This is a genomic window from Mucilaginibacter oryzae (assembly GCF_003148845.1).
GTDB classification, from domain to species: Bacteria; Bacteroidota; Bacteroidia; order Sphingobacteriales; family Sphingobacteriaceae; genus Mucilaginibacter; species Mucilaginibacter oryzae.
Genome location: NZ_QGHA01000002.1, coordinates 87,315 through 109,003 on the forward strand (window position 1 = coordinate 87,315; position 21,689 = coordinate 109,003).

The following is a 21,689-nucleotide window of genomic DNA, read 5'->3' on the forward strand; positions in this document are numbered from 1 at the left end:
TAAGCTTAAAGCTAAAGGCTTAAGGCCGAAAGCTATTATTTTCTTAGTGTTTTAATTAGGCTTATTAGCATAGCCTTAACTTCATTAATTAATTTATCTGTTTCCAGATAAAGGACTTGATCAACATAAGACAAGTCCTTACACATCAGTAAGCAATATTCTAACTCATGTGCTGACCCTAAAGCCTGGTCTAAGAAATGGGCGAAATCGCGTTCTGTGTTTCTTCCACATCCTTCAACTATGTTGAGCGGGCTTGAATATGATGCCCTTTTAGTTTGACTCATCAGATCAAATTGTTCGCTCTTAGGAAATTTAGGAAGTACATTTTTGTAAACGAACATGTTGAGCTCATGCGCTTTTACCCAAACTAAATATTTTTTATAGTCTCTCATTGCCAATAGCTTTAAGCTTTCTGCATTAGGCTTTCGGCTCCGTTAGAAGCCGATCGCCTTAAGTCGTAAGCCTGTGCGCTCGTCAAGGCCGAACAATAGGTTCATGTTCTGTACAGCCTGGCCGGACGCGCCTTTAAGTAAGTTATCCATAATGCTGATAATAAATATTTTGTTATCGTGTTTCTTTACCTGGATAAAGCATTTGTTGGTGTTTACAATTTGCTTTAAATCGATATTACGGTTGGTTACATGCGTAAACGGATGGCCTTCGTAATATGCTTTGTAAAGCGCTAATGCTTCTTCTTCAGTTAAATCGCTCTCGGTATAAATAGAGGCTATGATGCCACGGGTAAAATCACCACGGTATGGGATAAAGTTTATCGCTTTATCAAAGCCCGGTTGTAGTTGCCTTAACGATTGGCCAATTTCATTTAAATGCTGATGACTGAATGCTTTGTAAACCGAAAGGTTATCGTTTCTCCAGGTAAAGTGTGAAGTAGCCGATAAACTCTGACCGGCACCGGTTGAACCCGTAGTAGCCGTAACATGTACCTCGTTATCCAACAATCCGTTTGAAGCCAGCGGAAGCAAGCCTAATTGCAAACAAGTAGCAAAGCAACCCGGATTAGCAATGTTAGCGGCTGTTTTAATTGCCTCACGGTTCAACTCGGGTAAACCATATACAAAGGCCTTGCCGTTTAATGTTGAATTTTGCGACAGCCTGAAATCCTGGCTCAGGTCGATGATCTTCACAGAATCGGGAATAGCGTTTGCTTCCAGGAACTTTTTAGCATCGCCATGCCCAACGCACAGAAAAAGTACGTCAATATCGTTAGATAACTCAGCAGCAAATTTTAAATCGGTATCGCCAAACAGGTCGGTATGTACTTCATAAACGTAGTTGCCCGCGTTGCTGTTGCTGTGTACAAAAGCTATATCAACATCAGGATGGTTGATCAGGATACGGAGCATTTCACCGCCGGTGTAACCCGCGCCGCCAACTATACCTGCACGTATGGCCCCCCGACCCCCTGAAGGGGGAGTTTGATTAGTGGCACTATTTAATTCTACTTCGTTGCTCATTGTATTATTCATAATAAAGTATTAATTATTCCCCCTTTAGGGGGGTAGGGGGCTATCCCTTTAGGGGCTTAGTGGGTTATCCGATCATTATTTGTTGATGGATATGAATATAAAATAAACTCAAGGTCGGTGCGGTCGTTATTGCTGATAAAATGCTGCTGACCGGGACGTATCTCGATACCCTGTTCCGGCTTTAATACCGTTACCTCTCCGTCTATGAAAAAAGTAGCCTGTCCCCTTAAAATAAAAAATACCTGTGTGGCTTTTTCATGATAATGCAATTGCTCGGCTGTATCGGGAGGCATTAACTCCTGTTTAACAGATAAGGCTTCCGTATCAATAAAAGTCCACCCATGGCAGTCGTCGCCCCAGTTATAGTGCTTTAAGCAATCGCTTTTTGAAAAAACGACCGCCCCCCCGCCCCCTAAAGGGGGAGCCTGAATGCCGGATGGGTTGGTTGGATTAATCATTTTATATTATTGAGATGTTGCTCCCCCTTCAGTGGGCTGGGGGGCATTAACCTTATGATAGATCATTACCTGGTTACCGAATATTTTCGAGAAACCTTTAACGTCTTCGCCGCTCCAGGCGTTGTTCATCTCGCCGTAGCTGCCAAATTTGTTCGACATCAGGTCAAACTCAGATTCGATACCAACCACCTGGAAGCGATAAGGGTGCAGTTGAACAAACACTTTACCGGTAACATTTTTCTGCGTATCGCTGAGGAAAGCTTCGATGTTGCGCATGATAGGATCATGGAACTGGCCTTCGTGCAGCCAGTTGCCGTAGAAAGACGATAACTGGTCTTTCCATGAAAGCTGCCATTTGGTTAATACATGTTTCTCCAGGGTATGGTGCGCTTTGATAATGATCATCGGCGCGGCGGCTTCAAATCCTACCCTGCCTTTAATACCGATGATAGTATCACCTACATGGATATCACGTCCAACGCCATAGGGTTGCGCGATAGCCTGTAAAGCCTGAATGGCTTTGGTTGGATGATCATATTTTTCGCCATTGATGGCAACCAACTCGCCTTTTTCAAAAACAAGCTCCAGATCTTTAACTTCCGTTTCGGTAACCTGGGTTGGCCAGGCTTCTTCAGGTAAGCCAAGGTTTGAGGTAAGGGTTTCCTTACCACCTACCGAAGTGCCCCAGATGCCTTTATTGATAGAGTATTTAGCTTTTTCGAAGTTCATATCAACACCGTGTTTCTTCAGGTATTCGATCTCTTCTTCGCGGCTCAGTTTTAAATCGCGGATAGGGGTGATGATCTTGATATCGGGTACCAGGATATTGAAGATCATGTCAAAACGTACCTGGTCGTTACCGGCGCCGGTACTGCCGTGTGCAACTAACTCGGCGCCAATTTCTTTGGCGTAGTTAGCAATAGCGGTTGCCTGGCTTACGCGCTCAGCACTTACCGATAGCGGGTAGGTGTTGTTTTTTAACACGTTACCATAAATTAAAAAGCGTACGCAGGTATTGTAAAAGTTCGCGGTCTCGTCAACCACGTGGTGCGAAGTAACGCCCATTTTGTAGGCACGTTCTTCAACGCCCTTTAACTCTTCCTCGCTAAAACCGCCGGTATTTACAATAACCGAGTGAACCTCGTAACCAAGATCCTGGGTTAAATAAATACAGCAAAATGAGGTATCCAAACCTCCGCTATAAGCTAATACTACTTTTTTCATTTTTTAAGGTTAAAGGCGAAAGGTTAAAGCTGAAAGGTTTCGCCTTGATGTTTTATGTTAATTATCGTTTCTTAAAAATTTAATGAACCCTATTAACATGGCTTTCACTTCGTTAATCAGGGCATTGGTGTTATCGTAAATTTCTTTGGAAATAAATCCGAGGTCATAAATCAAATAACAAGTATATTCTACTTCGTGTGCCGAGCCAAGTGCATTATCCAGGTAATGAGTAAAGTCCTTGTCTGTATTTTTGCCGCAACCCTCAACAATGTTTAAGGGAATTGAATATGTTGATCTTCGTAATTGGTTGGTCAGGGCAAATTGCTCTTCGCGAGGCATTATTGGTAGTATATCGGCATAAATGTGCTTTGTGAGCAAATGCGCCTTTTTCCAAACATCAAGCTTTTTGTAATCTCTCATGATGATGCAGCTACCTTTAACCTTTCGCCTTTAACCTTTTACCTTCAATTAAGCGTCGTGTTTAATACGTTTTTTGATCGCGTTCTCTATACGTTCCAGCAAAGTTGCCTTATGCGTAATGCGCTGCATTTTTTCTTCGTACTCCTTTTGCTTTTCTGCCGGATCAAACAACATGGCGGTGCACATGCAGTTTTTGCGGTTTTTGCTGGTGAGGATGTCAAAGTTTACACAGCTTTTGCAGCCTGCCCAAAAGTTCTCGTCCTGGGTTAGTTCTGAATAAGTAACGGGTTCGTAGCCAAGTTCCGAGTTGATTTTCATTACCGCCAGGCCGGTTGTTAAGCCAAATATTTTAGCTTCGGGGTATTTGGTGCGCGATAATTGGAAAATACGGTGTTTAATGGCTTTTGCTAAACCGGCTTTACGAAACTGTGGATTAACGATCAGGCCCGAGTTGGCAACAAAGTCGCCGTGGCTCCAGGTTTCAATATAGCAGAAACCGGCCCAGGTGCCGTCTTTATGCAATGCTATAACCGCTTTGCCTTCCAGCATTTTATTGGCAACATATTCGGGCGAGCGTGTGGCGATACCGGTTCCACGTGCCTTGGCCGATTCGGCCATTTCGTCGCAGATCATGGTGGCATAATCTACATGCTGTGCTGTAGCAACCTGGATATCAAAATCTTGTATGGTCATTTAGATAGGTAATTACCGTTAAATAAATGGGCTTTAACAGCCTTAAATAAATAAATTGGAGCGTTGTTTTTAAAAAAAGTTTAAAAAACTCTTTTGGTGCGGAGCAGGATGAAAATTAATTCAAGCCCGTGGCATGTAGGTCCTTCGTCGGAGAAGAGGGGAGGTTAAAAAAACAGCTAAACCCAAGGCAGCAGCAACCGGAGCAAAACTTGCTCTCAGGGCGGGCTTATTTAAGCTTGGTATATTCATTTTTTGTTGAATTACTGTGTTTTTAATTTCGCTGCAAAGTAGGTTATAAAATTTTATTTATACAAGAAAAAAATGTCATTATTTATGGGGTGGTGAATGCTTGATTGAGTTGATCAGTTGAGTAGTTAGTTTTTGCAGATAATCGGTTGTTTATCAAAGTGATCCGTTTGCCCGATCAACTCAGTCAACCACTTACTTCCCAGCCATAATATCAGCGATGATCATCTCGGCATGTACGCGCGAGTTTTCGATGAACCAAAGGTGGGTATCAAGGCCGCCGCAAACCACGCCGGCAAGGTATAAACCGGGCATGTTTGTTTCCATGGTTTCGGGATTGTATTGAGGGATAAATTTATCCTCAGAGAGGACAATTCCCAGCTTTTTCAAAAACTCAAAATTGGGCTTATAGCCGGTCATCGCCATTACAAAATCGTTAGGTATGGTGATCATGCCTTCGGGTGTTTTGATATCAACTTCACTTTCGCGGATGGCTTCGAGGTTGGAATTGAAATAGGCTTTAATACTGCCCTCTTTAATGCGGTTGATAATATCAGGCCTTACCCAGTACTTAACCCTTTGGCTTATTTCGCTATCGCGGATTACTAACGTAACCTCGGCCCCTTTCCGGTAAGTTTCAAGCGCCACATCAATAGCCGAGTTGCTTGAACCTACAACAACCACTTTTTGTAAAGTGTAATAATGCGGATCCTGGTAGTAATGCTTTACTTTAGGCAGATCTTCGCCCGGTATATCCAGGTTAACCGCGATATCATAAAAGCCGGTTGAAAGGATCACTTTTTTTGCCTGGTAGGTTGATTTTTTGGTGGTGATGGTGTAAAACCCATCTACCGGTTTTACTTCGGTAACTTCTTCAAAAAGGTGGATAGGCAGATTGTTGGATAGTGCTACTCTGCGATAGTATTCAAGCGCATCGGCGCGGTTGGGTTTAGTATGCGTGGTAACAAAGGGTACGCCGCCAATTTCAAGTTTTTCTGAAGTAGAAAAAAATGTCATGGTAGAAGGGTAGTTGTAGAGCGAGTTTACCAATGTACCTTTTTCAATAATCAAAAAACTTAAACCGGCCTTTTGAGCGGCGAGTCCGCAAGCTAAACCAATAGGGCCGCCACCAATAATGAGTATATCGAGCATTTGTATGCAAATTAAGAAATGAAAGAAATGATGAACCTGTACCGGTTCGGGGCGCGTTTGCCGCGTGGCAAAAATAAGAAAATAAAAAAGGGTAAGCTACTTTTATCGCGCCGCTCAACTCTCTACCCTTGCTGCGTTCCCACCCTGGGGGAGTTCAAGAGGAGCTGGCCGTAAAAGACTTACCCCGGCGCAAATATAGAAAAAGGTGGCGTTTCTCATTAAGAAAATGTTAAAAAAGGCTTACCTGTTGATTTATAGAGGAATAATTTTTAAATTGCCTGTTTAATCCGGCGTTTGCATATCCAACCAACGCTTTTTCATCACCCCGAAAATCAAATTCGCGGTAAATTTTAGCATGATGGTCGTGTTCATTCAACAGGTTTTGTAAAATGGTGAGCCTGCTTACAACAAATTTTACCTTCATTTCCCTTTTCTGAAAATGCGGCCAAAGGCGGTTAAATTGCCCGGGTGTTAGGTTTCTTGCAATGGTAATATGCGGGACGGTGCTGCTTTCGCCGACTATATCTTTCAAAAGTTTTAACCAGTACCTGTTCTGTTCACTTAATTTGATTTTAGCATAGATAGTCTTGTTATAATTATTGCCCTCATTAAAGCAATCAAAACCATCTATCTCAAAAACAACGGAAGGCAATAGGTTAAGCCGCCTGCTCAAAAATGAAAATCCCTGCACATCGGCCTCAAACGGCTTGCGTGGATAGTTATTGATGGTAATATGCCCCCTGGCCTGCATACTTGTATAGTTGCCGATAAGGCGTTTGGCTTCGTTCTTTAATTTCAGGATCATGAAGTTTACATGATCGGGCACCGGTAAGATGAAATGATAAAATGCGTGGTCCATGATCTTAAAATTTTAATTGAAAAGGTTAACCTGATCCGGATCTCCGGCTTTAAGCAGCGCTACCTCATCGCGCGTATAGCCGGTACCAGGAATATTTTTAAACTCAAAAACTTTAAACTTATCCCATTTGGCCAGGCTGTTCAGCGAATCGCGCTTTAAAATGGTCAGTTCTTTGATCCAGAATGGTTCAACCAGTTTTTTATGCCTGAAATGCGACCAGAGCTTATCAAAATCCGCTTTGGCAACATCGCGTACAACGGTGATATGCGGTATGATATTCTTTTTGATCCTGAGCTTCTTTTTCAGTGTGCCAAACCAATCGTCTGATGCCTGGGTTGACCGGATAGTACCATAGATGGTCATCCGGCTGTGTAAGTGCGCAAAATGCGCGAAGCCGTCAAGGTGCAGCAGTACCGGGGGCATGGTGTTAACTGCCTGCTCAATCAGTTCCATGTTTTTGCCAGACATAAACGGCTTTTGCCTTTCGAGGTGCTGAACAGATATATGCGCGGGCGAATCCATGCTTTTAAATTGACCGATCAGCCTTGCCGACGCCTTTTTATAGCGCGCTATCTCATGCTTCACAGGTTCGGGCGGCGAGAGCAGCATCAGGTAATCTTCGTACATATTCATCTGTTAGCTAATTTATTTAGTTCAAAAATGCTAAAATAATTAGTAATAAATCAAATTTATTTTCATATTTGTTTCGTGGAAGCCAAACGCTATATCGTTCATATCGACCTCGATTCGTTTTTCGTTTCGGTAGAACGGAAGTTTCATCCCGAATTGATCGGTAAACCGGTGATCATCGGCGGCTCGGCCGACAGGGGAGTAGTGGCTTCCTGCAGCTATGAGGCACGGGCCTTCGGCATACACTCGGCAATGCCCACCAAACAGGCGCTTAAACTTTGCCCGCATGCTATCCTGATCCGTGGTTCGCACGGGCGTTATGGAGAAGCTTCGCGCGAGGTTACCCAGATCATTCATGATACCGTGCCTTTGTATCAGAAAACGTCTGTAGATGAGTTTTATATCGATTACACCGGTATGGACCGCTTTTTTGATTGTTACCAGGAGGCAACCAGGCTGAGGCAGAAGGTCATCAAAGAAACAGGTCTGCCTATTTCTTTCGGCATGGCATCCGGCAAAACCGTGGCCAAAATGGCCACCAACCAGGCCAAGCCCAACGGGCAAATGTTTGTGAAACATGGCGATGAGGTTAAATTCCTGGCTCCCTTAAATATTGGTAAAATTCCCGGCCTGGGCGAAAGTACCCGGAACAAGCTGTATCAATACGGCATTGAAAAAATAGGGCACCTGCAAAAGGTAGATGTTCGTTTCCTTGAAGCGATTTTAGGCAAGTACGGGCATGCGCTCTGGGAAAAGGCCAATGGTATTGATCATAGCGAAATTGTGCCCCATTCCGACCGGAAATCTATCAGTACCGAACATACTTTTCATACTAACGTGTCTGATCATCGTACGCTCGAAACCACGCTGGTATCGATGACTGAAGAGTTGTCATCCAAACTTCGCCGCGAAAATAAGCTGTCTTCCTGTTTAGCCATCAAGCTTCGTTATGGTAATTTCGAAACGCATACCCAACAACAAAAAATAGCGCTTACCGCGGCTGAGCATATTCTGATACCTGGTGTTAAAAACCTCCTTAAAAAAGCCTGGGATCAGCACAGGCCCGTCAGGTTAATAGGTGTAAGGTTAAGCGATCTGTGTACAGGAAGCTACCAGATTAACCTGTTTGAAGATAACGAAGAGCGTATTAAACTTTACCAGGCTATGGATCAGATCAATTTCAAGTTTGGCGATAAAACCGTATGCCGGGCGGCGGGGATGGAAATAGGTACGAGAAATTTCAATCCGTTTATGAGAGGATGAAAGCCCCCTCTAAATCTCCCCCGGGAGGGGAGACTTTTAGTTGTGCGCCCGGCATGGGCGCACTACTATAGGGTGAGAGCCCCGAATGCGCCTTGATGGTAGGAAGCGTTAACTAAAGGCAAGGGTGTCGTGGGCGACTGCGAATCTGAGGGAAGCCGAGGGTAAATCTCTGGCCTGACGAACAGGAAGCGGATCAGGCAGTCACGTCAGGGTGAGCTTACAACACAAATCAGAGCCCTAAACTGTCCGAAAGTCGTGGCTATAAATCCGATAAGTATATGGAGAGAAAATTTGCGTTCTCGCCCGGGGAGATCTGCTAAACGGTTGACGGATGGAGACGGGCATCCCGAAGGAGCAAGAGCTTGCAGTGATGCTAAGCTTGTTTAGCAGAAGTCAGCAAAGGCCATAGTACCAGAATTGGAAAGGGCTGAATGTTGGAATAAAACCGAAGGCTTATGAAATCGGGCTTAATGCAGTAACGGCCGAACCTCGTAAGAGAACTGCTTGTTTGAGGGTTGGCTGGAAGTCGAGAGTAAAAGACAAGAGGAACCTGGTTAAAAGCTAAGATAACAAATAGAGACCGTTCTGTTGAGAAACAGCTACCATTATTACAATTCTGACAAACTGCCGTATGCCGAACGGCACGTACGGTGTTGTGAGACGACAGTAAGGGAAATAAATAATAGTAACTGTCAGATTAAATTTTGACTATCTAACTTTATTATCGTTGTGGTAGCACGTTTTTTGCGGTTTTTTCAGCGTTCCTGTTATATATTTTTATAGCCTTTAAATAATCTTTTTTCCGGATTTTTTCCAATGCATCCGTGTCATTGCCCACCATGACTTTTAAATTGTCTTCGTTAAATTTAACAATATCTCCTTTATCTAACTGCAAGCCAACCAGTGTTGATGGATTAAAATCCATATTATCATCCTCTTCGCTTAACAGCGAATAGGCACTTATTTTCCCTTTTACAACTTTAAACATCCAGCAGCTGTCTTTCGCGATACCTTTAAAATTATTTGATGGCGCTTCCGCATACTCATAAGGCGATAGTACGCGGGAAATTGCTTTGGTTTGTTGTGGATAGATTTTCTGATTCCTGTTCGAATCTTTCTTCGCCAGCGTTTTATCTACAAATAGCAGGTAACTTTTGTGGGCGGTGGTATCCGCATAAATTTTCGAGCTAACTTCTTTGGTTGTGCCATCAAGCATCGTTACCGTGAAAGTGTGTTTAGGATTGTAGATTTCTGCTTTTCCCCAATGTCCCCACATCATCGACCGGTTCATCTGCATTTGCATATTAAATTGCATGTTTTGGTTGGCAAACATTCGGTTTACCGCTACCATGTTTTGTGCCGTAGCGGTGTAAGAAATGATAATGAAGAGAAGTAAGGATAAAAAATTAAAAACCGGTTTCATATGTAAAGTTTAGATGTGCCAAATATATGTAAACCGGTTTAAATTAAGCAATGTTGTTTTACTGATATTGTATGTATATGGGCGCTGGCTTCAAATTCAAAACCTCTTTCGGCGTTAGCATCCTGTTTGGTTTGTTCTTGATGTCGTTTTTATAAAACAACTTGAAACCTGTAAACTGCACCGGTTCATCCGAAATAAAGTATTTATAAGTACCTTTCTTAAGTTCTGGAGGGCCCCAGCCATCCATATCCATTACCACTTGTACTTCAGGCCTCAACTTGATGTTTTTATAGTTGGTAACCATGCGTTTGGTAAAACGGTGCACTACAAATATTTTAGGTGGCAGATTATTCTTTTTTACCAGTTTGGCCAGGTACCCGGTAACGTAATTAATGTCGTCGGCATCAAAAGTACCAATGCGCTTGCCGGGAACGCTGCCTTCCTTCATCGAAAATTCGGGGTCGATACCCAGGTGAACATTGGGCATCTTCATGTATTTTTCCAATAAAGGCAACTCGGTTTGCACGGTACTGAAGCCAACCTGTATATCTAAAAATACAATGGCGTTAATACTTTTAGCCCAGCTGATCACCGTATCTATCTGGCTGAAAGGCATCCGCAGGTTATGCAGGCCATTGCGGCCGGCATCGGCCTGGGCAGTTACGCAAATGTAATGCAGGGCTGGTACTACGCTGGTTGAGGTATCGGCCTGCTCCCAGTTTTTAACCTCTTCCTTCAGCTTATTCAACATCGTTTTGCGCGGGTACTGGCCCAGTACACCCATGTTTTTGGAGTAAAGGTTGCCATAATAGGCAACAACGCGGTTAAAGGGCAAAATAGCGCCCGGCAGGGGATACTCTTTGGTTTTTACCGGCCACCTGCCGCTTTTATCGCCATTGGCCAGTTTTTTCATCAGCGAGTCGTACTTTAAAGTATCCAGCGTGGCTTTCGGGGTAGTATCTTTAAAGTGTTCGCGGCCTGCGGCGCAGGCGTTGGTAGTAAGGGCTATAAGCAATAGCAGGGCTAAGGTAGATATTGTCTTTTTCAAATGTCTGTGAATTTTTGCAGGTTATCAGCAATATCTGTGCCTATTCAATGCTCTTGCCCTTCATAGCGGTGGCAATAGCCTGGTCCATCAGGCGTTCGGCAAATGGGCGGGTAAATTCGTTCACTTCATCAATGCTTTTCAGTATCAGGTCTTTATCGCCGCTGGTTAAAGCCTCTTTTAGCTTGCTCACCAGCCTGGTGGTATCGCTTATTTCTGCAACCGATAAATAGGCGGCGTGTTTCTGCATAAAGCGTTCAACAGTGTAAACCATCTGTTCGCCTTCGGTACGCGCCTCAATCAGCATACGCTGGCTTACATCGTCTTTTGCATGGGTAATACTGTCCATCAGCATTTGTTCAACCTGCTCATCGGTAATACCATACGTTGGTTTTACCTCCACCTGCTGTTTAACGCCCGAGCGCAATTCAATAGCTTGTATGGTCAGGATGCCGTCGGCATTCAACAAAAAGTTGATATCCACCTTCGGGAACCCTGCCGGCATGGCCGGGATGCCTTTTAAATCAAATTCGGCCAGTTTACGGTTTTCTTTAATAAGGTCGCGTTCGCCCTGGTACACCGCTATTTTCATATTTACCTGCCCATCGATAGAGGTAGTATATTGCCTGCCGCCTTTGGTTGGTACTTTGGAGTTGCGGGGGATGATCACATCCATAAGGCCGCCCATGGTTTCAATGCCTAACGATAGGGGGGTTACATCCAGCAATAAAATATCCTTGCGGTTGCCGGCCAGAATATCGGCCTGTATAGCTGCGCCTAATGCAACCACTTCATCCGGGTTTACATCATCATGTACCGGGCGACCAAAAAATTCGGCAACCATACGTTTAACAAGCGCGGTACGGGTTGAGCCGCCAACCATCACCACTTCATCAATCTGGTTGATAGATAGCTTGGCGTCGTTAAGCGCGTTTTGGCAACTGGTGATGGTTTGCTGTACCTTGGGTAATATCAATGCTTCAAAAGTGGTACGGTCAAGCGTGCACCAGATATCGCCAATTTTGTCATTTACAAGGCTTTGGTGCGCGAAAGCTTTTTTGGCTTCCTCGGCTTTTAAGCGCAGTTGCTGGGCAAGCTCTGTATTGGCTAATATTTCAGCCTTGTTCAACTGGTTTTTCTCTATCCAGTAATCAACAATGATACGGTCAAAATCATCGCCGCCTAAAAATGTATCGCCATTGGTCGATAATACTTCAAATATGCCATTCTGGATCTGAAGGATGGAAACATCAAAGGTACCTCCGCCCAGGTCATAAACGGCTATGGTTTTGGTTTCTTCGGGGTTGAGGCCTATGCCGTAGGCCAAACTTGCCGCGGTAGGCTCGTTAACAATACGTAAAACATCCAGGCCCGCAAGTTTGCCTGCATCGCGGGTGGCCTGACGTTGCGAATCGTTAAAGTAAGCCGGTACGGTAATTACCGCGCGGTTAACCGGGGTTTTAAGGGCATGTTCGGCTCGGGCCTTTAACTCTTTTAATATCAGTGCCGAAAGTTCGATAGGGGTGTAGAATTTATCGCCAACCTTAATTTTTACAAGGCTTTCAGTATCATCGTCAATAACTTTATAGCTAAAAAAGTCTTTGTAATTTTCAATATCATGATAACTGCGGCCCAAAAGGCGCTTCACCGAAAAAATGGTATTCTGCGGATCGGTTAGTAAAAACGCCTTGGCTTCGTCGCCCACCAGTACATCGCCTGTTGGCCCAAAATGCACTACCGATGGCACCAACACACCTTTACCCGTATCATTGATTACCTGCGGATTTTTATCCGGGTTGATAAATGCCACAAGCGAATTGGTTGTACCAAGGTCGATCCCTACAATGATCTCTTCTTTTTGCAATGAGCCTGTTGCCAGGTTGATAGAAACTTTAGCCATTATATTCAGTTAACAAGCGGCAAATGTACTTAGTTTTAAGCGATGCATTGTCGTTTTTAATTCAGTTTTATTACAAATAAGCCGAAGGTTATTTCATTGGACTGACAAACAATTGCCGCGCAATTCATCTTTTTACATAAAATAATATGTTATGGAAAAACGTGAATTAGGGAAATCCGAATTGCTGACCGGGCCACTGGTTTTTGGCGGCAATGTTTTTGGGTGGACTGTTAAAGGCAACGATACTGCCATTTTACTCGACGCGTTTTTGGATGCCGGTTTTAATACCGTTGATACTGCCGACGTTTATTCACGTTGGGTTCAGGGCAACAAGGGTGGCGAATCGGAAACCGAAATTGGTAAATGGCTTAAACAAAGCGGCAAGCGCAACGACGTAATTATTGCCACCAAAGTAGGCTCGGAGATGGAACCGACCAAAAAGGGCCTCAGGAAAGACTATATCATTAAAGCGGCGGAGGACTCTTTAAAAAGGCTGCAGACGGATTACATCGATCTTTACCAAACTCACTATGATGACCCATCAACGCCGGTGGAAGAAACCTTGCTTGCCTATGATCAGTTGGTGAAGGATGGTAAAGTCCGCGCCATAGGTACATCAAACATGTCTGTAGAGCGTTTGCACGAATCTTTAAAAGTGAGTGTTGAAAAGGGTATCATCTCCTATCAAACCCTCCAGCCGGAGTATAACCTTTTTGACAGGGAAAAATATGAAACCACCTACGAACCTTTTATCAAAGAGAAGAACATCGGCGTTATCCCTTATTTTTCGTTAGCCAGCGGTTTTTTAAGCGGTAAATACCGTTCTGAGGCCGATTTGCAGGGCAGCAGCCGTGCCGGCATGGTGAAAAAATACCTGAATGAGCGCGGTTTCAGGATCCTGAACGCGTTAGACGAAGCGGCGGCTCAATACAACGTAAGCCAATCGGCAATTGCTTTAGCCTGGTTAATTGCAAGGCCGGGAATAACCGCACCTATTGTTAGCGCTACCAGCATCAAACAGTTAAATGAGTTGGCCAGGGCGGCCAGCTTAACGTTAAGTAATGAAATCATCAACGCGTTAAATGCCGCAAGCGCCTATTAACGCTATTCCTAATCATCACATTTTTTAACAGCATGCTTATCAACGGGGCATGCTGTTTTTGTTGCTTAATAATTATATAAAATTTTTGATTTAATTATTAAACAATCGCAGGGTGTTTTTGCAGGTTTTAAACGCTTTAGTTGTGTTAATTTGTTAAAAAAACACTTTATTTACTAAACCGAATCCGTCTTTTAACGGTATAAAAGGCTCCTGTAATCAACTTTTTATTGTAAATGCAAAAACTGAAACAAATTATTGGCTACGGTAAGCCTGATTTGTCGCTGGAGAATAAGCTATTTAATGCCATCTCCTTGTTCATCTCCCTGAATACCTTGGTTTCCATGTCGGTTAATGCTTTTCTGGGAATGAGCTATAAACTGGTGCTGGTTCAGCTTTTTGTGGCTTTGATGTCGGGCTGGGCTTTTTACCGTAGCAGGTTTGTTAAATATAAGGAGAACGTTGCCGTAATTTATATATGCTTTGGCTTGTGCGCGGTAATTCCCGGTTGGTTTTATAATGGGGGCATTAACGGTTCCACTACACAGTCGGGGGTGTTTTTAATTTTATTGATTACGCTGCTGGTAAAAAAGCGGTATCATTTTATTTTTATCGGGCTGCTTATTGCTATATTTTTAGGGTGTTACTACGTTGAAAAGCACTTTCCTCAATTGGTACAACCTTACAGCCAGGGCGAACGGGAAAAAGACATCATCACTTCGGCAGTAGTAAATATACTGATTGTGGGCGTGCTGATAGGTTTTATTAAAAAGAGCCACGAATCAGATAAAAGCGCGCTGATCCGCAAGAGCACCGAACTGGAGGCTTCACAAATCGAGCTTTCCGCCTCGCGCGACCAGGCCGAGGCAGCCACCTTTGCCAAATCAAATTTCCTGGCCAATATGAGCCATGAAATCCGTACGCCGCTCAATGGTATTATAGGTACGGCCCAGTTATTGTCGCGCACCGATTTGCAGCCCGACCAGCTTGAATTGCTTCAAACCCTCCAATCAAGCAGCAACCTGCTTATTAATATCATCAGCGATATATTGGATATCTCTAAAATTGAGGCCGATAAGCTGGTATTGCTGCCTGTAGCTACCGATTTGCGCGCCTGTATCAAAACAGTTATCGAAATTACCGAACCCGCTATTACCTCATCAAACAAAACTTTAAACCTAAGCTATCATGTTGATGATGATGTTGCCGGTTATGTAATTGTTGACAATGGCCGATTGCAGCAGATCCTGGTGAACCTGATAGGTAACGCTATTAAATTTACAGATGAGGGCGCCGTTAAGCTTACTGTAACCGGGTCAAAGATTACCGGCAATACCCAGCACATAACTTTTAGTGTTAAAGATGATGGTATAGGTATCAGCGAAGAAGCGTTAAACCAGTTATTTAAGCCATTTACACAGGTTAATACTTCTGCTTTGCGCAAATACGGCGGCACCGGCCTGGGTTTATCCATCTGTAAAAAGCTGGTTGAACTGATGCACGGTAAAATTTGGGTAGAAAGTAAGGAAGCGGAGGGTTCAGTTTTCAGTTTTGTGCTGCCTTTGCAGGTAACGTTTTCGGCTGCCGGGCATCAGGTTGCGCCTGCGGCAGATAAAACAGAATTTACCTACAGGCCTTTAAGGATTTTACTGGCCGAAGACAACAAGATGAACCAGCTGATAGCCCGTAAAATTTTCAAAAAGGTTGGCTACGATATTGACATCGCGGATAACGGTATGGCTGCCGTTGAGATGGTTGAAAAACAACGTTACGACCTGATTTTTATGGATATCCAAATGCCGGTTATGGATGGGCTCGAGGCAGCCCGAAACATTATCAGTAAGCTTGGCGAGGCTGCACCGCCAATAATAGCTATGACGGCCAATGTGTTAAGTGAAAATGAGCGCGAATGCGCTCTTGCCGGCATGAGGGATTTTGTAAGTAAACCCTTTACCTTTGAACGTGTGGAACATATTATCCAGAAATGGACACCTGTTACGCATTCCGAAAATTAATTATCCTTGATTAATACCATTTGAAATCCAAATAGTACCATTGCCGGGGTGGTATTGTTTGTAACTTTGGTATATGATCCAAAGCATTCCAACTATCGATATTTGCACGCTGGCAGATGATATCAGGCAGGATGAAATCCTAATAAGCCGCTTTGCAAATTACCTGGAAGCTCATAAAAACCTATTCTTCCCGCACAGGCATTCTTTTTTTCACCTGGTGTTGTTTACCGCAGGCGGGGGCTCGCATACCATTGATTTTGAAAAATTTGAGGTTAATGCCGGCCAGATTTATTTTATGGTTCCGGGACAGGTTCATTCCTGGAATTTTGAGGGTTTTACCGATGGATATATTATTAACTTCTCGGGTTCGTTCATCCAGTCGTTTTTGCTGCGCTCAGGTTATCTTGATAATTTCAGTTTCCTGAGCAGCACCAATCCTGGGGACGGCGTAATCAATATCCCTGCCGATCATTTACCGGCCATTGTTACCCTGTTTGAAAACATTGTTGCCGAGGTTGATCATCAGCGCGCTTTAGGAAGCGATATGGTTAAATTGCTTATGCTGCAGGTGTTTATTTTGCTGGGCCGCATACAGGGTAAAGATGAAAGCCGGGGCAAACAAGGTTATAACCACACGCTGATCCGTAATTTTCAGAAAATGATTGAGCAGCATTACATCGATGTGAAACTGCCTAAGGATTACGCGGAAATGCTTTACATCACTCCTAATCATTTAAACGCCGTTTGTAAGGACGTACTGGGGCTGGCGGCCGGCGAAGTGATCCGGAACCGTACTTTGCTGGAGGCTAAGCGCTTGTTAACCAACCCTAAACTGAGTATCAGCGAAATTGCCTTTACCCTCAACTTTAACGACAACTCCTACTTTACCAAATTTTTTAAAAAATCAGAAGGGATCACTCCCGAAGAGTTCAGAAAGAAAACCTTAAACAATAAATCGTGATGTTATGAAAACCAACCAACATAAATTAAGCGCATGGCAGGCCTTTGCGCAAGCCAAATGCCCACGCTGCAGGCGCGGCGACCTTTTTATTACCGGTATGTACGAATTTAAAGGGCAGGAAATGCATAAAACCTGTTCGCACTGCGGGCTGGTATACGAGCGCGAGCCGGGTTATTTTTATGTAGCTATGTTTGCAAGCTACGCGCTTAATGTTGCCGAAATGGTTACGCTTGCCGTTGCCATCAGTGTTTTAACCGGCAGCAGCAACCCCTGGTTGTATGTTACTGTAATTTTGAGTGTAGCGGTATTGTTGTCGCCTTTTAACTACCGTTATTCAAGAGTAATGCTATTGCACTGGCTTACACCGGGTTTGTATTATCATCCCGAAATGAGCGAAGATAAAGCTGAGTGAGATTTGGCTTTTGGGGATTGTCATGGCAGTCTTTAAATGAACAATTATGGGGTTTTTAGTTAAACCTTGCTTTGCGCCCGCGGTCATAGTTGTATAAAAGCAGCGCGCCAACTGTTTCTTTAATAGATGCAGCTTGCTGATAAACAACTTAAAGCCAACAGTCATGAAAGAAAAAATTGAAATGCTAAAAAAGGATTTATATAATGTATTTGTAATGGGTAACGCGGACGACAGGCAGCTATACCGGGTTTATTTATTGATAGCGGTACCGGCGCTGGTTTTCTTTGCCATGTTTGGAAACTTCCCTAAATACTGACCCCGAAAAAAAACAGCCGATATATTTTACTTTACCGGCTGTTTACAACTGTTCCTAACTAACTGATTAACTATTAAACTAAACTATTTATTTTTTATGCTGAATCTTGTGTAATCCGCTGCTGTACGCAGGTTTTCATGCAGTTTATTTTTCCCGCTTTCCGTGTTCCGGCTTTCGCGATCGTATCTGTTTGAAAAATCGTAATGATCAAGGTCTGAAAAAATCAGCTGCGTATTTGAAACGGCCGGAATTACTGTACGGTTATTTAAATTATTGCCGCCAGTTTGGGTTGATTGCCCTGATATTTCTTCGGGTGTTGAAGCAAACATGGAAGCGCAGGCTACCATCACAAGGGAAGCTGCAACCAGCACAAGAAAGTGGTAAAATAATTTCATAAGCAAGGCGTATATGTTTTAAAACTGTTGCTGCATAACAGCAACAATCTATAGTTCAAAAGTAACCAATGCCGTAGTAAATAGAATCAGGGATTTCACCGTATTTTATGCGTAGTTTTACGCATTTTTTAATTAGTAGGAGGCGAATATTTAAATATACAAACAATTATATTAAAATGTTGCAAATTCTTTAAAAAAATGTTTGCGCTTAGCAACACCCATTTCAAAATAACTTTCTCCAACGTAGCCATATCGCCCGATAAACCTTTACTTTTGCCCGCGATATGGATAATTCTCTTAAAAACAAATACGACAGCATAATTTTTGACCTGGATGGTACGCTTTGGGATAGCACCGCCACTGTGGCCCTTGCATGGCAAACCGCTATTAACAAAGTAGATTATATTGATGAACCTATGACGCAGGAACGTGTGCGTTCCATCACCGGCATGACCTATGATGCTATTTTTGATAAGCTGTTCCCCGCACTTAACGCAGAGCAACGCCAGGAAGTAAAAGCCCTTTGCGCTACAAGCGAGCTGGAGATCCTCTACAAAAAAGGAGGGGAGTTGTATCCTGGTCTTAAGGAAACGCTCGAATACCTGGGCTCAAAATATAAGTTGTATATCGTGAGTAATTGTCAAAACGGCTATATCGAACTGTTTTTAGATCTGAGCGGGTTAGATGCGCATTTCCTGGGCCACCAATGCTTCGGCACCAAAGGCAACCCCAAAGCCGATAATATTAAAGACGTAGTGAATGATCATGAATTGAAGGCGCCCGTTTACGTGGGCGATACCATGGGCGATTATACCGCTGCCAAAACAGCCGGTGTCCCGTTTATTTTCGCTAATTATGGTTTCGGTGTTGTGCCCGAGGGTATGGTAGCAACCATCAGCAGCTTTGCCGATTTGCAGGAGCTATTGTAGTTAACTCATCGCTGGAACAGTGCGGATCAGGTTGTCTGGCCTTGGCTATGCGGAGCGGCTGTTTTGCGGTTGGATAAACATGCAATCCTTTTGTAAAACAATTCGCTGCTTTTGCTATTGTACTTTCAGCTTTAACGCCAATCAATTAATTTAGTAACATGAAGTTCATTAAATACATTTTTGCCGCTTTTATCATAGTTGCTATCGCATCGTGTAAGCCAAAAACCAAAAGCATGCAGGTGCCGGTGGTTGGTTTTGTTGATGCTTTTGAGGATGCCACCATAGCCCAGGCCCGCACAGGTTTTACCGATGCTTTGAAAAAGAATGGCTTCAGCGAGGAGAAAAAATCAGTGCAAATTGAATACAGTAACGCGCAGGGCGATATCCCAACCTTAACCCAGATTGTAAACCATTTTGTATCAGATAATGTTGATCTGCTGGCTACCTGTACCACGCTCTCAACGGTTACCGCGCTTCAAAAAACCAAAACCATCCCGGTTTTTGCCATGGTATCGCCAACGCCCGAGCGGATGAAGGTGCTTGATGCCAAAGGAAATGGCCCCGCAAACCTGTTTGGCGCGCTGGAAGATCTGAACTATATCGATACGTCCTTTACCATCATCCCCAGGTTACTGAAGCCTAAAGGAGCCAAACTGGTGATCGGGATGATTTACAATCAATCAGAACCGCAATCGGCCGACGCGTTAGACAGGATCAAATCACTTGCTGCCCGGCTTAACGTAGAGGTGATCGCCCTGCCGCTCAATACCTCGGCCGACGCGCAGTTGGTTACACAATCACTGCTTGGCAAAAATATCGACGCTTTTTTTGCCAATCCTGATAATACCGTTTTCGCCTCGTTCGAAACTATCCTGAAAAACTGTAACCAAAAAAATGTTCCCATTTTTACCAGCGAGGCGGGTTTGGTAAAACGCGGCGCGGTAGCTGCATTTGGCGCCGATATTTACCAATGGGGTTACCAGGCAGGCGAACAAGCCGCCAAATATCTTAAAACCCATAAAACCGACGGTATTAAACCTGAAATGGTAAAAGTGAGGAAACGTGTTTACAATCCCGAAGCCGCTAAAAAATACAATATCATCGTCCCTGAAAACTTTGAGCCAGTAAAATAAATGGATTTTTACCTGACCGCTTTATTGCAAGGCCTTTGCTTTTCGGCCATAGCGCTGGGGATTTACATATCCATGAAAATCTTTAACATCCCGGATATTACTACGGATGGCAGCTATACTTTAGGCGGTGTGGTAACGGCGGTGCTAATCACCAATCATCAGCCAACCTATATTATTTTACCCGCGGTGATTTTGGCGGGGGCCGCGGCCGGGGCGTTAACAGGCATTATCCATACCAAACTAAAAATAAACGCGTTGCTGGCGGGGATTCTCGTCATGACGGCGCTGTATTCGGTAAACTTATCCATTTTAGGGCGGTCAAATGTGCCGCTTATCAATTTGACATCGTTGTTCACCCTAATCAGTATTGCAGGCGACCCAAATCAAAATACGTTTTGGATCCTTGCTGTTTTTATAGCGGTAATCACCTTAATGATAGGCTACCTGCTTAAAACCGATTTCGGCATAGCCATGCGGGCCACTGGCAACAGCGAAAGCATGATCAGGGCGCTGGGCGTAAATACCGACAGGATGAAGATAACGGGCCTTGCGCTTGCCAACGCGCTTACCGCGTTGAGCGGTTACCTTGTAGCGCAGTTCCAGGGCTTTGCAGATATCAGCATGGGGATAGGTGTTGTAATAGTTGGCTTAGGTTCGGTTATCATTGCCGAAACCCTCATCAATTGGTTTAAAATAACCTCGGTATGGCTGAGCCTGGTGCTCGTATTAACCGGAGCGGTTATTTTTCAGTTGGTATTGGCGCTCACCCTATCGGCAGGGGTCGATCCTAAATTACTTAAAATGGTTACGGCCGGTTTTGTGTTGCTCATTGTCAGCTTACCACGCTTATCTTTATTAAAATCGTCATGATAACAATCAGCAACGTACATAAGATCTTTAATAAGGGTAAGGCCAACCAGATAACGGCGGTTAACGGCATCAGCCTGGATATTGCCGATGAGGAGTTTCTGGTGATCGTCGGATCAAACGGTTCGGGTAAAACTACTTTACTCAATTTAATTGCAGGCACAATTTTGCCCGGCGAAGGCACCATCAGTATTAACGGGAGAGAGGTAACCACTCTGCCCGATTATAAGCGCAGCGAATGGATTGCCCGTGTTTTTCAAAATCCGCTAAGCGGTACAGCGCCCGACCTGAGTATTTTAGATAATTTCAGGCTGGCAGCCCTACGCACCAGGCCTAAAGGCTTAGCCATAGGCGTTAATGATGCTTTCAAAAAACAGGTAAGGGAAAAAATAGCCACTCTGGGTATGGGGCTTGAGGATAAGATAGAGCAGCCGATGGGAACACTCTCCGGTGGGCAACGCCAGGCGCTTACCCTGCTGATGAGCGTGATGGATAGTTGTAAGGTTTTGTTGTTAGACGAGCCTACTGCCGCGCTCGACCCGCGTTCGGCTGATGTGGTGATGCGTACTGCCGATTCGCTGATACGCGATTTTAAGTTGACTGCTGTACTCATTACGCATAATTTAAAGGACGCTTTTACCTACGGCACACGAATAATACAAATGTCGGAAGGGTTAATTATCAATGATTTAAACGGGGAGAAGAAAGCTTTATTAAAGCAAAATGATTTGTTTGACTGGTTTGCCTGAAAATTGGCAAAGT

General features: G+C 43.9%; 23 protein-coding genes and 1 other RNA gene. 10 read left to right on the forward strand and 14 right to left on the reverse strand.

Annotation, left to right across the window (positions count from 1 at the left end):
* Positions 1-35: 35 nt before the first annotated feature.
* The 10 genes from LX99_RS05910 to LX99_RS05955 all read right to left on the reverse strand — a co-directional run bounded on the left by LX99_RS05910 (position 36) and on the right by LX99_RS05955 (position 7,172).
* Positions 36-392: a four helix bundle protein gene (locus LX99_RS05910; RefSeq protein WP_109607035.1), complete on the reverse strand. Its 357-nt coding sequence runs from the start codon at positions 390-392 to the stop codon at positions 36-38.
* Positions 393-434: 42 nt separating this feature from the next.
* Complete coding sequence (argC, locus tag LX99_RS05915; protein WP_109607036.1) at positions 435-1,475, reverse strand: N-acetyl-gamma-glutamyl-phosphate reductase; 1,041 nt, start codon at positions 1,473-1,475, stop codon at positions 435-437.
* A gap of 68 nt (positions 1,476-1,543) precedes the next feature.
* Positions 1,544-1,945: a cupin domain-containing protein gene (locus tag LX99_RS05920; protein WP_022830310.1), complete on the reverse strand. Its 402-nt coding sequence runs from the start codon at positions 1,943-1,945 to the stop codon at positions 1,544-1,546.
* A 6-nt stretch (positions 1,946-1,951) separates the two neighbouring features.
* Positions 1,952-3,169: an argininosuccinate synthase gene (argG, locus tag LX99_RS05925; RefSeq protein WP_109607037.1), complete on the reverse strand. Its 1,218-nt coding sequence runs from the start codon at positions 3,167-3,169 to the stop codon at positions 1,952-1,954.
* A gap of 57 nt (positions 3,170-3,226) precedes the next feature.
* On the reverse strand, positions 3,227-3,589 hold the full coding sequence (locus LX99_RS05930; protein ID WP_109607038.1) for a four helix bundle protein: 363 nt from the start codon (positions 3,587-3,589) through the stop codon (positions 3,227-3,229).
* A gap of 48 nt (positions 3,590-3,637) precedes the next feature.
* Entirely contained in the window at positions 3,638-4,282 is a 645-nt protein-coding gene (locus LX99_RS05935; RefSeq protein ID WP_109607039.1) for an N-acetyltransferase, read from the reverse strand.
* Between the two features lie 441 nt (positions 4,283-4,723).
* Entirely contained in the window at positions 4,724-5,680 is a 957-nt protein-coding gene (locus LX99_RS05940) for a YpdA family putative bacillithiol disulfide reductase (RefSeq protein ID WP_109607040.1), read from the reverse strand.
* Positions 5,681-5,766: 86 nt separating this feature from the next.
* An RNA gene (ffs, locus tag LX99_RS05945) (signal recognition particle sRNA small type) lies at positions 5,767-5,865 on the reverse strand.
* A 44-nt stretch (positions 5,866-5,909) separates the two neighbouring features.
* On the reverse strand, positions 5,910-6,539 hold the full coding sequence (locus tag LX99_RS05950) for a 2'-5' RNA ligase family protein (protein ID WP_109607041.1): 630 nt from the start codon (positions 6,537-6,539) through the stop codon (positions 5,910-5,912).
* Positions 6,540-6,551: 12 nt separating this feature from the next.
* Positions 6,552-7,172 (reverse strand): 2'-5' RNA ligase family protein, encoded by a 621-nt coding sequence (locus LX99_RS05955; RefSeq protein ID WP_109607042.1) that lies wholly within the window; start codon positions 7,170-7,172, stop codon positions 6,552-6,554.
* A gap of 75 nt (positions 7,173-7,247) precedes the next feature.
* Here LX99_RS05955 and dinB point away from each other — a divergent pair, with 75 nt between their 5' ends.
* Positions 7,248-8,432 carry a DNA polymerase IV gene (dinB, locus tag LX99_RS05960; RefSeq protein WP_022830303.1) on the forward strand — a complete coding sequence of 395 codons (1,185 nt, stop codon included), beginning with the start codon at positions 7,248-7,250 and terminating at the stop codon, positions 8,430-8,432.
* A gap of 721 nt (positions 8,433-9,153) precedes the next feature.
* Here the strand turns inward: dinB and LX99_RS05965 are convergent.
* The 3 genes from LX99_RS05965 to hscA are packed head-to-tail and all read right to left on the reverse strand — an operon-like array spanning position 9,154 to position 12,800.
* A complete protein-coding gene (locus LX99_RS05965; protein ID WP_109607043.1) occupies positions 9,154-9,855 on the reverse strand; it encodes a hypothetical protein in 702 nt (233 codons plus the stop codon).
* Between the two features lie 58 nt (positions 9,856-9,913).
* Complete coding sequence (locus LX99_RS05970) at positions 9,914-10,903, reverse strand: hypothetical protein (RefSeq protein ID WP_245927858.1); 990 nt, start codon at positions 10,901-10,903, stop codon at positions 9,914-9,916.
* A 40-nt stretch (positions 10,904-10,943) separates the two neighbouring features.
* On the reverse strand, positions 10,944-12,800 hold the full coding sequence (gene hscA, locus LX99_RS05975; protein WP_109607044.1) for a Fe-S protein assembly chaperone HscA: 1,857 nt from the start codon (positions 12,798-12,800) through the stop codon (positions 10,944-10,946).
* A 151-nt stretch (positions 12,801-12,951) separates the two neighbouring features.
* Here hscA and LX99_RS05980 point away from each other — a divergent pair, with 151 nt between their 5' ends.
* From LX99_RS05980 to LX99_RS25570, 5 genes are all read left to right on the forward strand, one after another.
* Positions 12,952-13,902 carry an aldo/keto reductase gene (locus LX99_RS05980; RefSeq protein ID WP_109607045.1) on the forward strand — a complete coding sequence of 317 codons (951 nt, stop codon included), beginning with the start codon at positions 12,952-12,954 and terminating at the stop codon, positions 13,900-13,902.
* Positions 13,903-14,135: 233 nt separating this feature from the next.
* On the forward strand, positions 14,136-15,914 hold the full coding sequence (locus tag LX99_RS05985; RefSeq protein ID WP_109607046.1) for an ATP-binding protein: 1,779 nt from the start codon (positions 14,136-14,138) through the stop codon (positions 15,912-15,914).
* A 73-nt stretch (positions 15,915-15,987) separates the two neighbouring features.
* Positions 15,988-16,875, forward strand: a complete 888-nt coding sequence (locus LX99_RS05990; RefSeq protein WP_109607047.1) for an AraC family transcriptional regulator — start codon at positions 15,988-15,990, stop codon at positions 16,873-16,875.
* A 4-nt stretch (positions 16,876-16,879) separates the two neighbouring features.
* Complete coding sequence (locus LX99_RS05995; protein ID WP_109607048.1) at positions 16,880-17,287, forward strand: DUF983 domain-containing protein; 408 nt, start codon at positions 16,880-16,882, stop codon at positions 17,285-17,287.
* A 163-nt stretch (positions 17,288-17,450) separates the two neighbouring features.
* Entirely contained in the window at positions 17,451-17,603 is a 153-nt protein-coding gene (locus tag LX99_RS25570; protein ID WP_170122643.1) for a hypothetical protein, read from the forward strand.
* Between the two features lie 83 nt (positions 17,604-17,686).
* Here LX99_RS25570 and LX99_RS06000 read toward each other — a convergent pair whose 3' ends face one another.
* Complete coding sequence (locus LX99_RS06000; RefSeq protein WP_109607049.1) at positions 17,687-17,998, reverse strand: hypothetical protein; 312 nt, start codon at positions 17,996-17,998, stop codon at positions 17,687-17,689.
* 284 nt (positions 17,999-18,282) lie between these two features.
* On the opposite strand from LX99_RS06000, the gene LX99_RS06005 reads away from it, so the two are divergent.
* From LX99_RS06005 to LX99_RS06020, 4 genes are all read left to right on the forward strand, one after another.
* Entirely contained in the window at positions 18,283-18,927 is a 645-nt protein-coding gene (locus LX99_RS06005) for an HAD family hydrolase (protein ID WP_109607050.1), read from the forward strand.
* A gap of 158 nt (positions 18,928-19,085) precedes the next feature.
* On the forward strand, positions 19,086-20,060 hold the full coding sequence (locus LX99_RS06010) for an ABC transporter substrate-binding protein (protein WP_245927859.1): 975 nt from the start codon (positions 19,086-19,088) through the stop codon (positions 20,058-20,060).
* Entirely contained in the window at positions 20,061-20,930 is an 870-nt protein-coding gene (locus LX99_RS06015; RefSeq protein WP_109607051.1) for an ABC transporter permease, read from the forward strand.
* The gene (locus LX99_RS06020) at positions 20,927-21,676 is read left to right on the forward strand and encodes an ABC transporter ATP-binding protein (RefSeq protein WP_109607052.1); all 750 of its coding nucleotides are present in this window, start codon (positions 20,927-20,929) and stop codon (positions 21,674-21,676) included. The genes LX99_RS06015 and LX99_RS06020 overlap by 4 nt, the downstream gene beginning before the upstream one ends.
* Positions 21,677-21,689 lie beyond the last annotated feature (13 nt).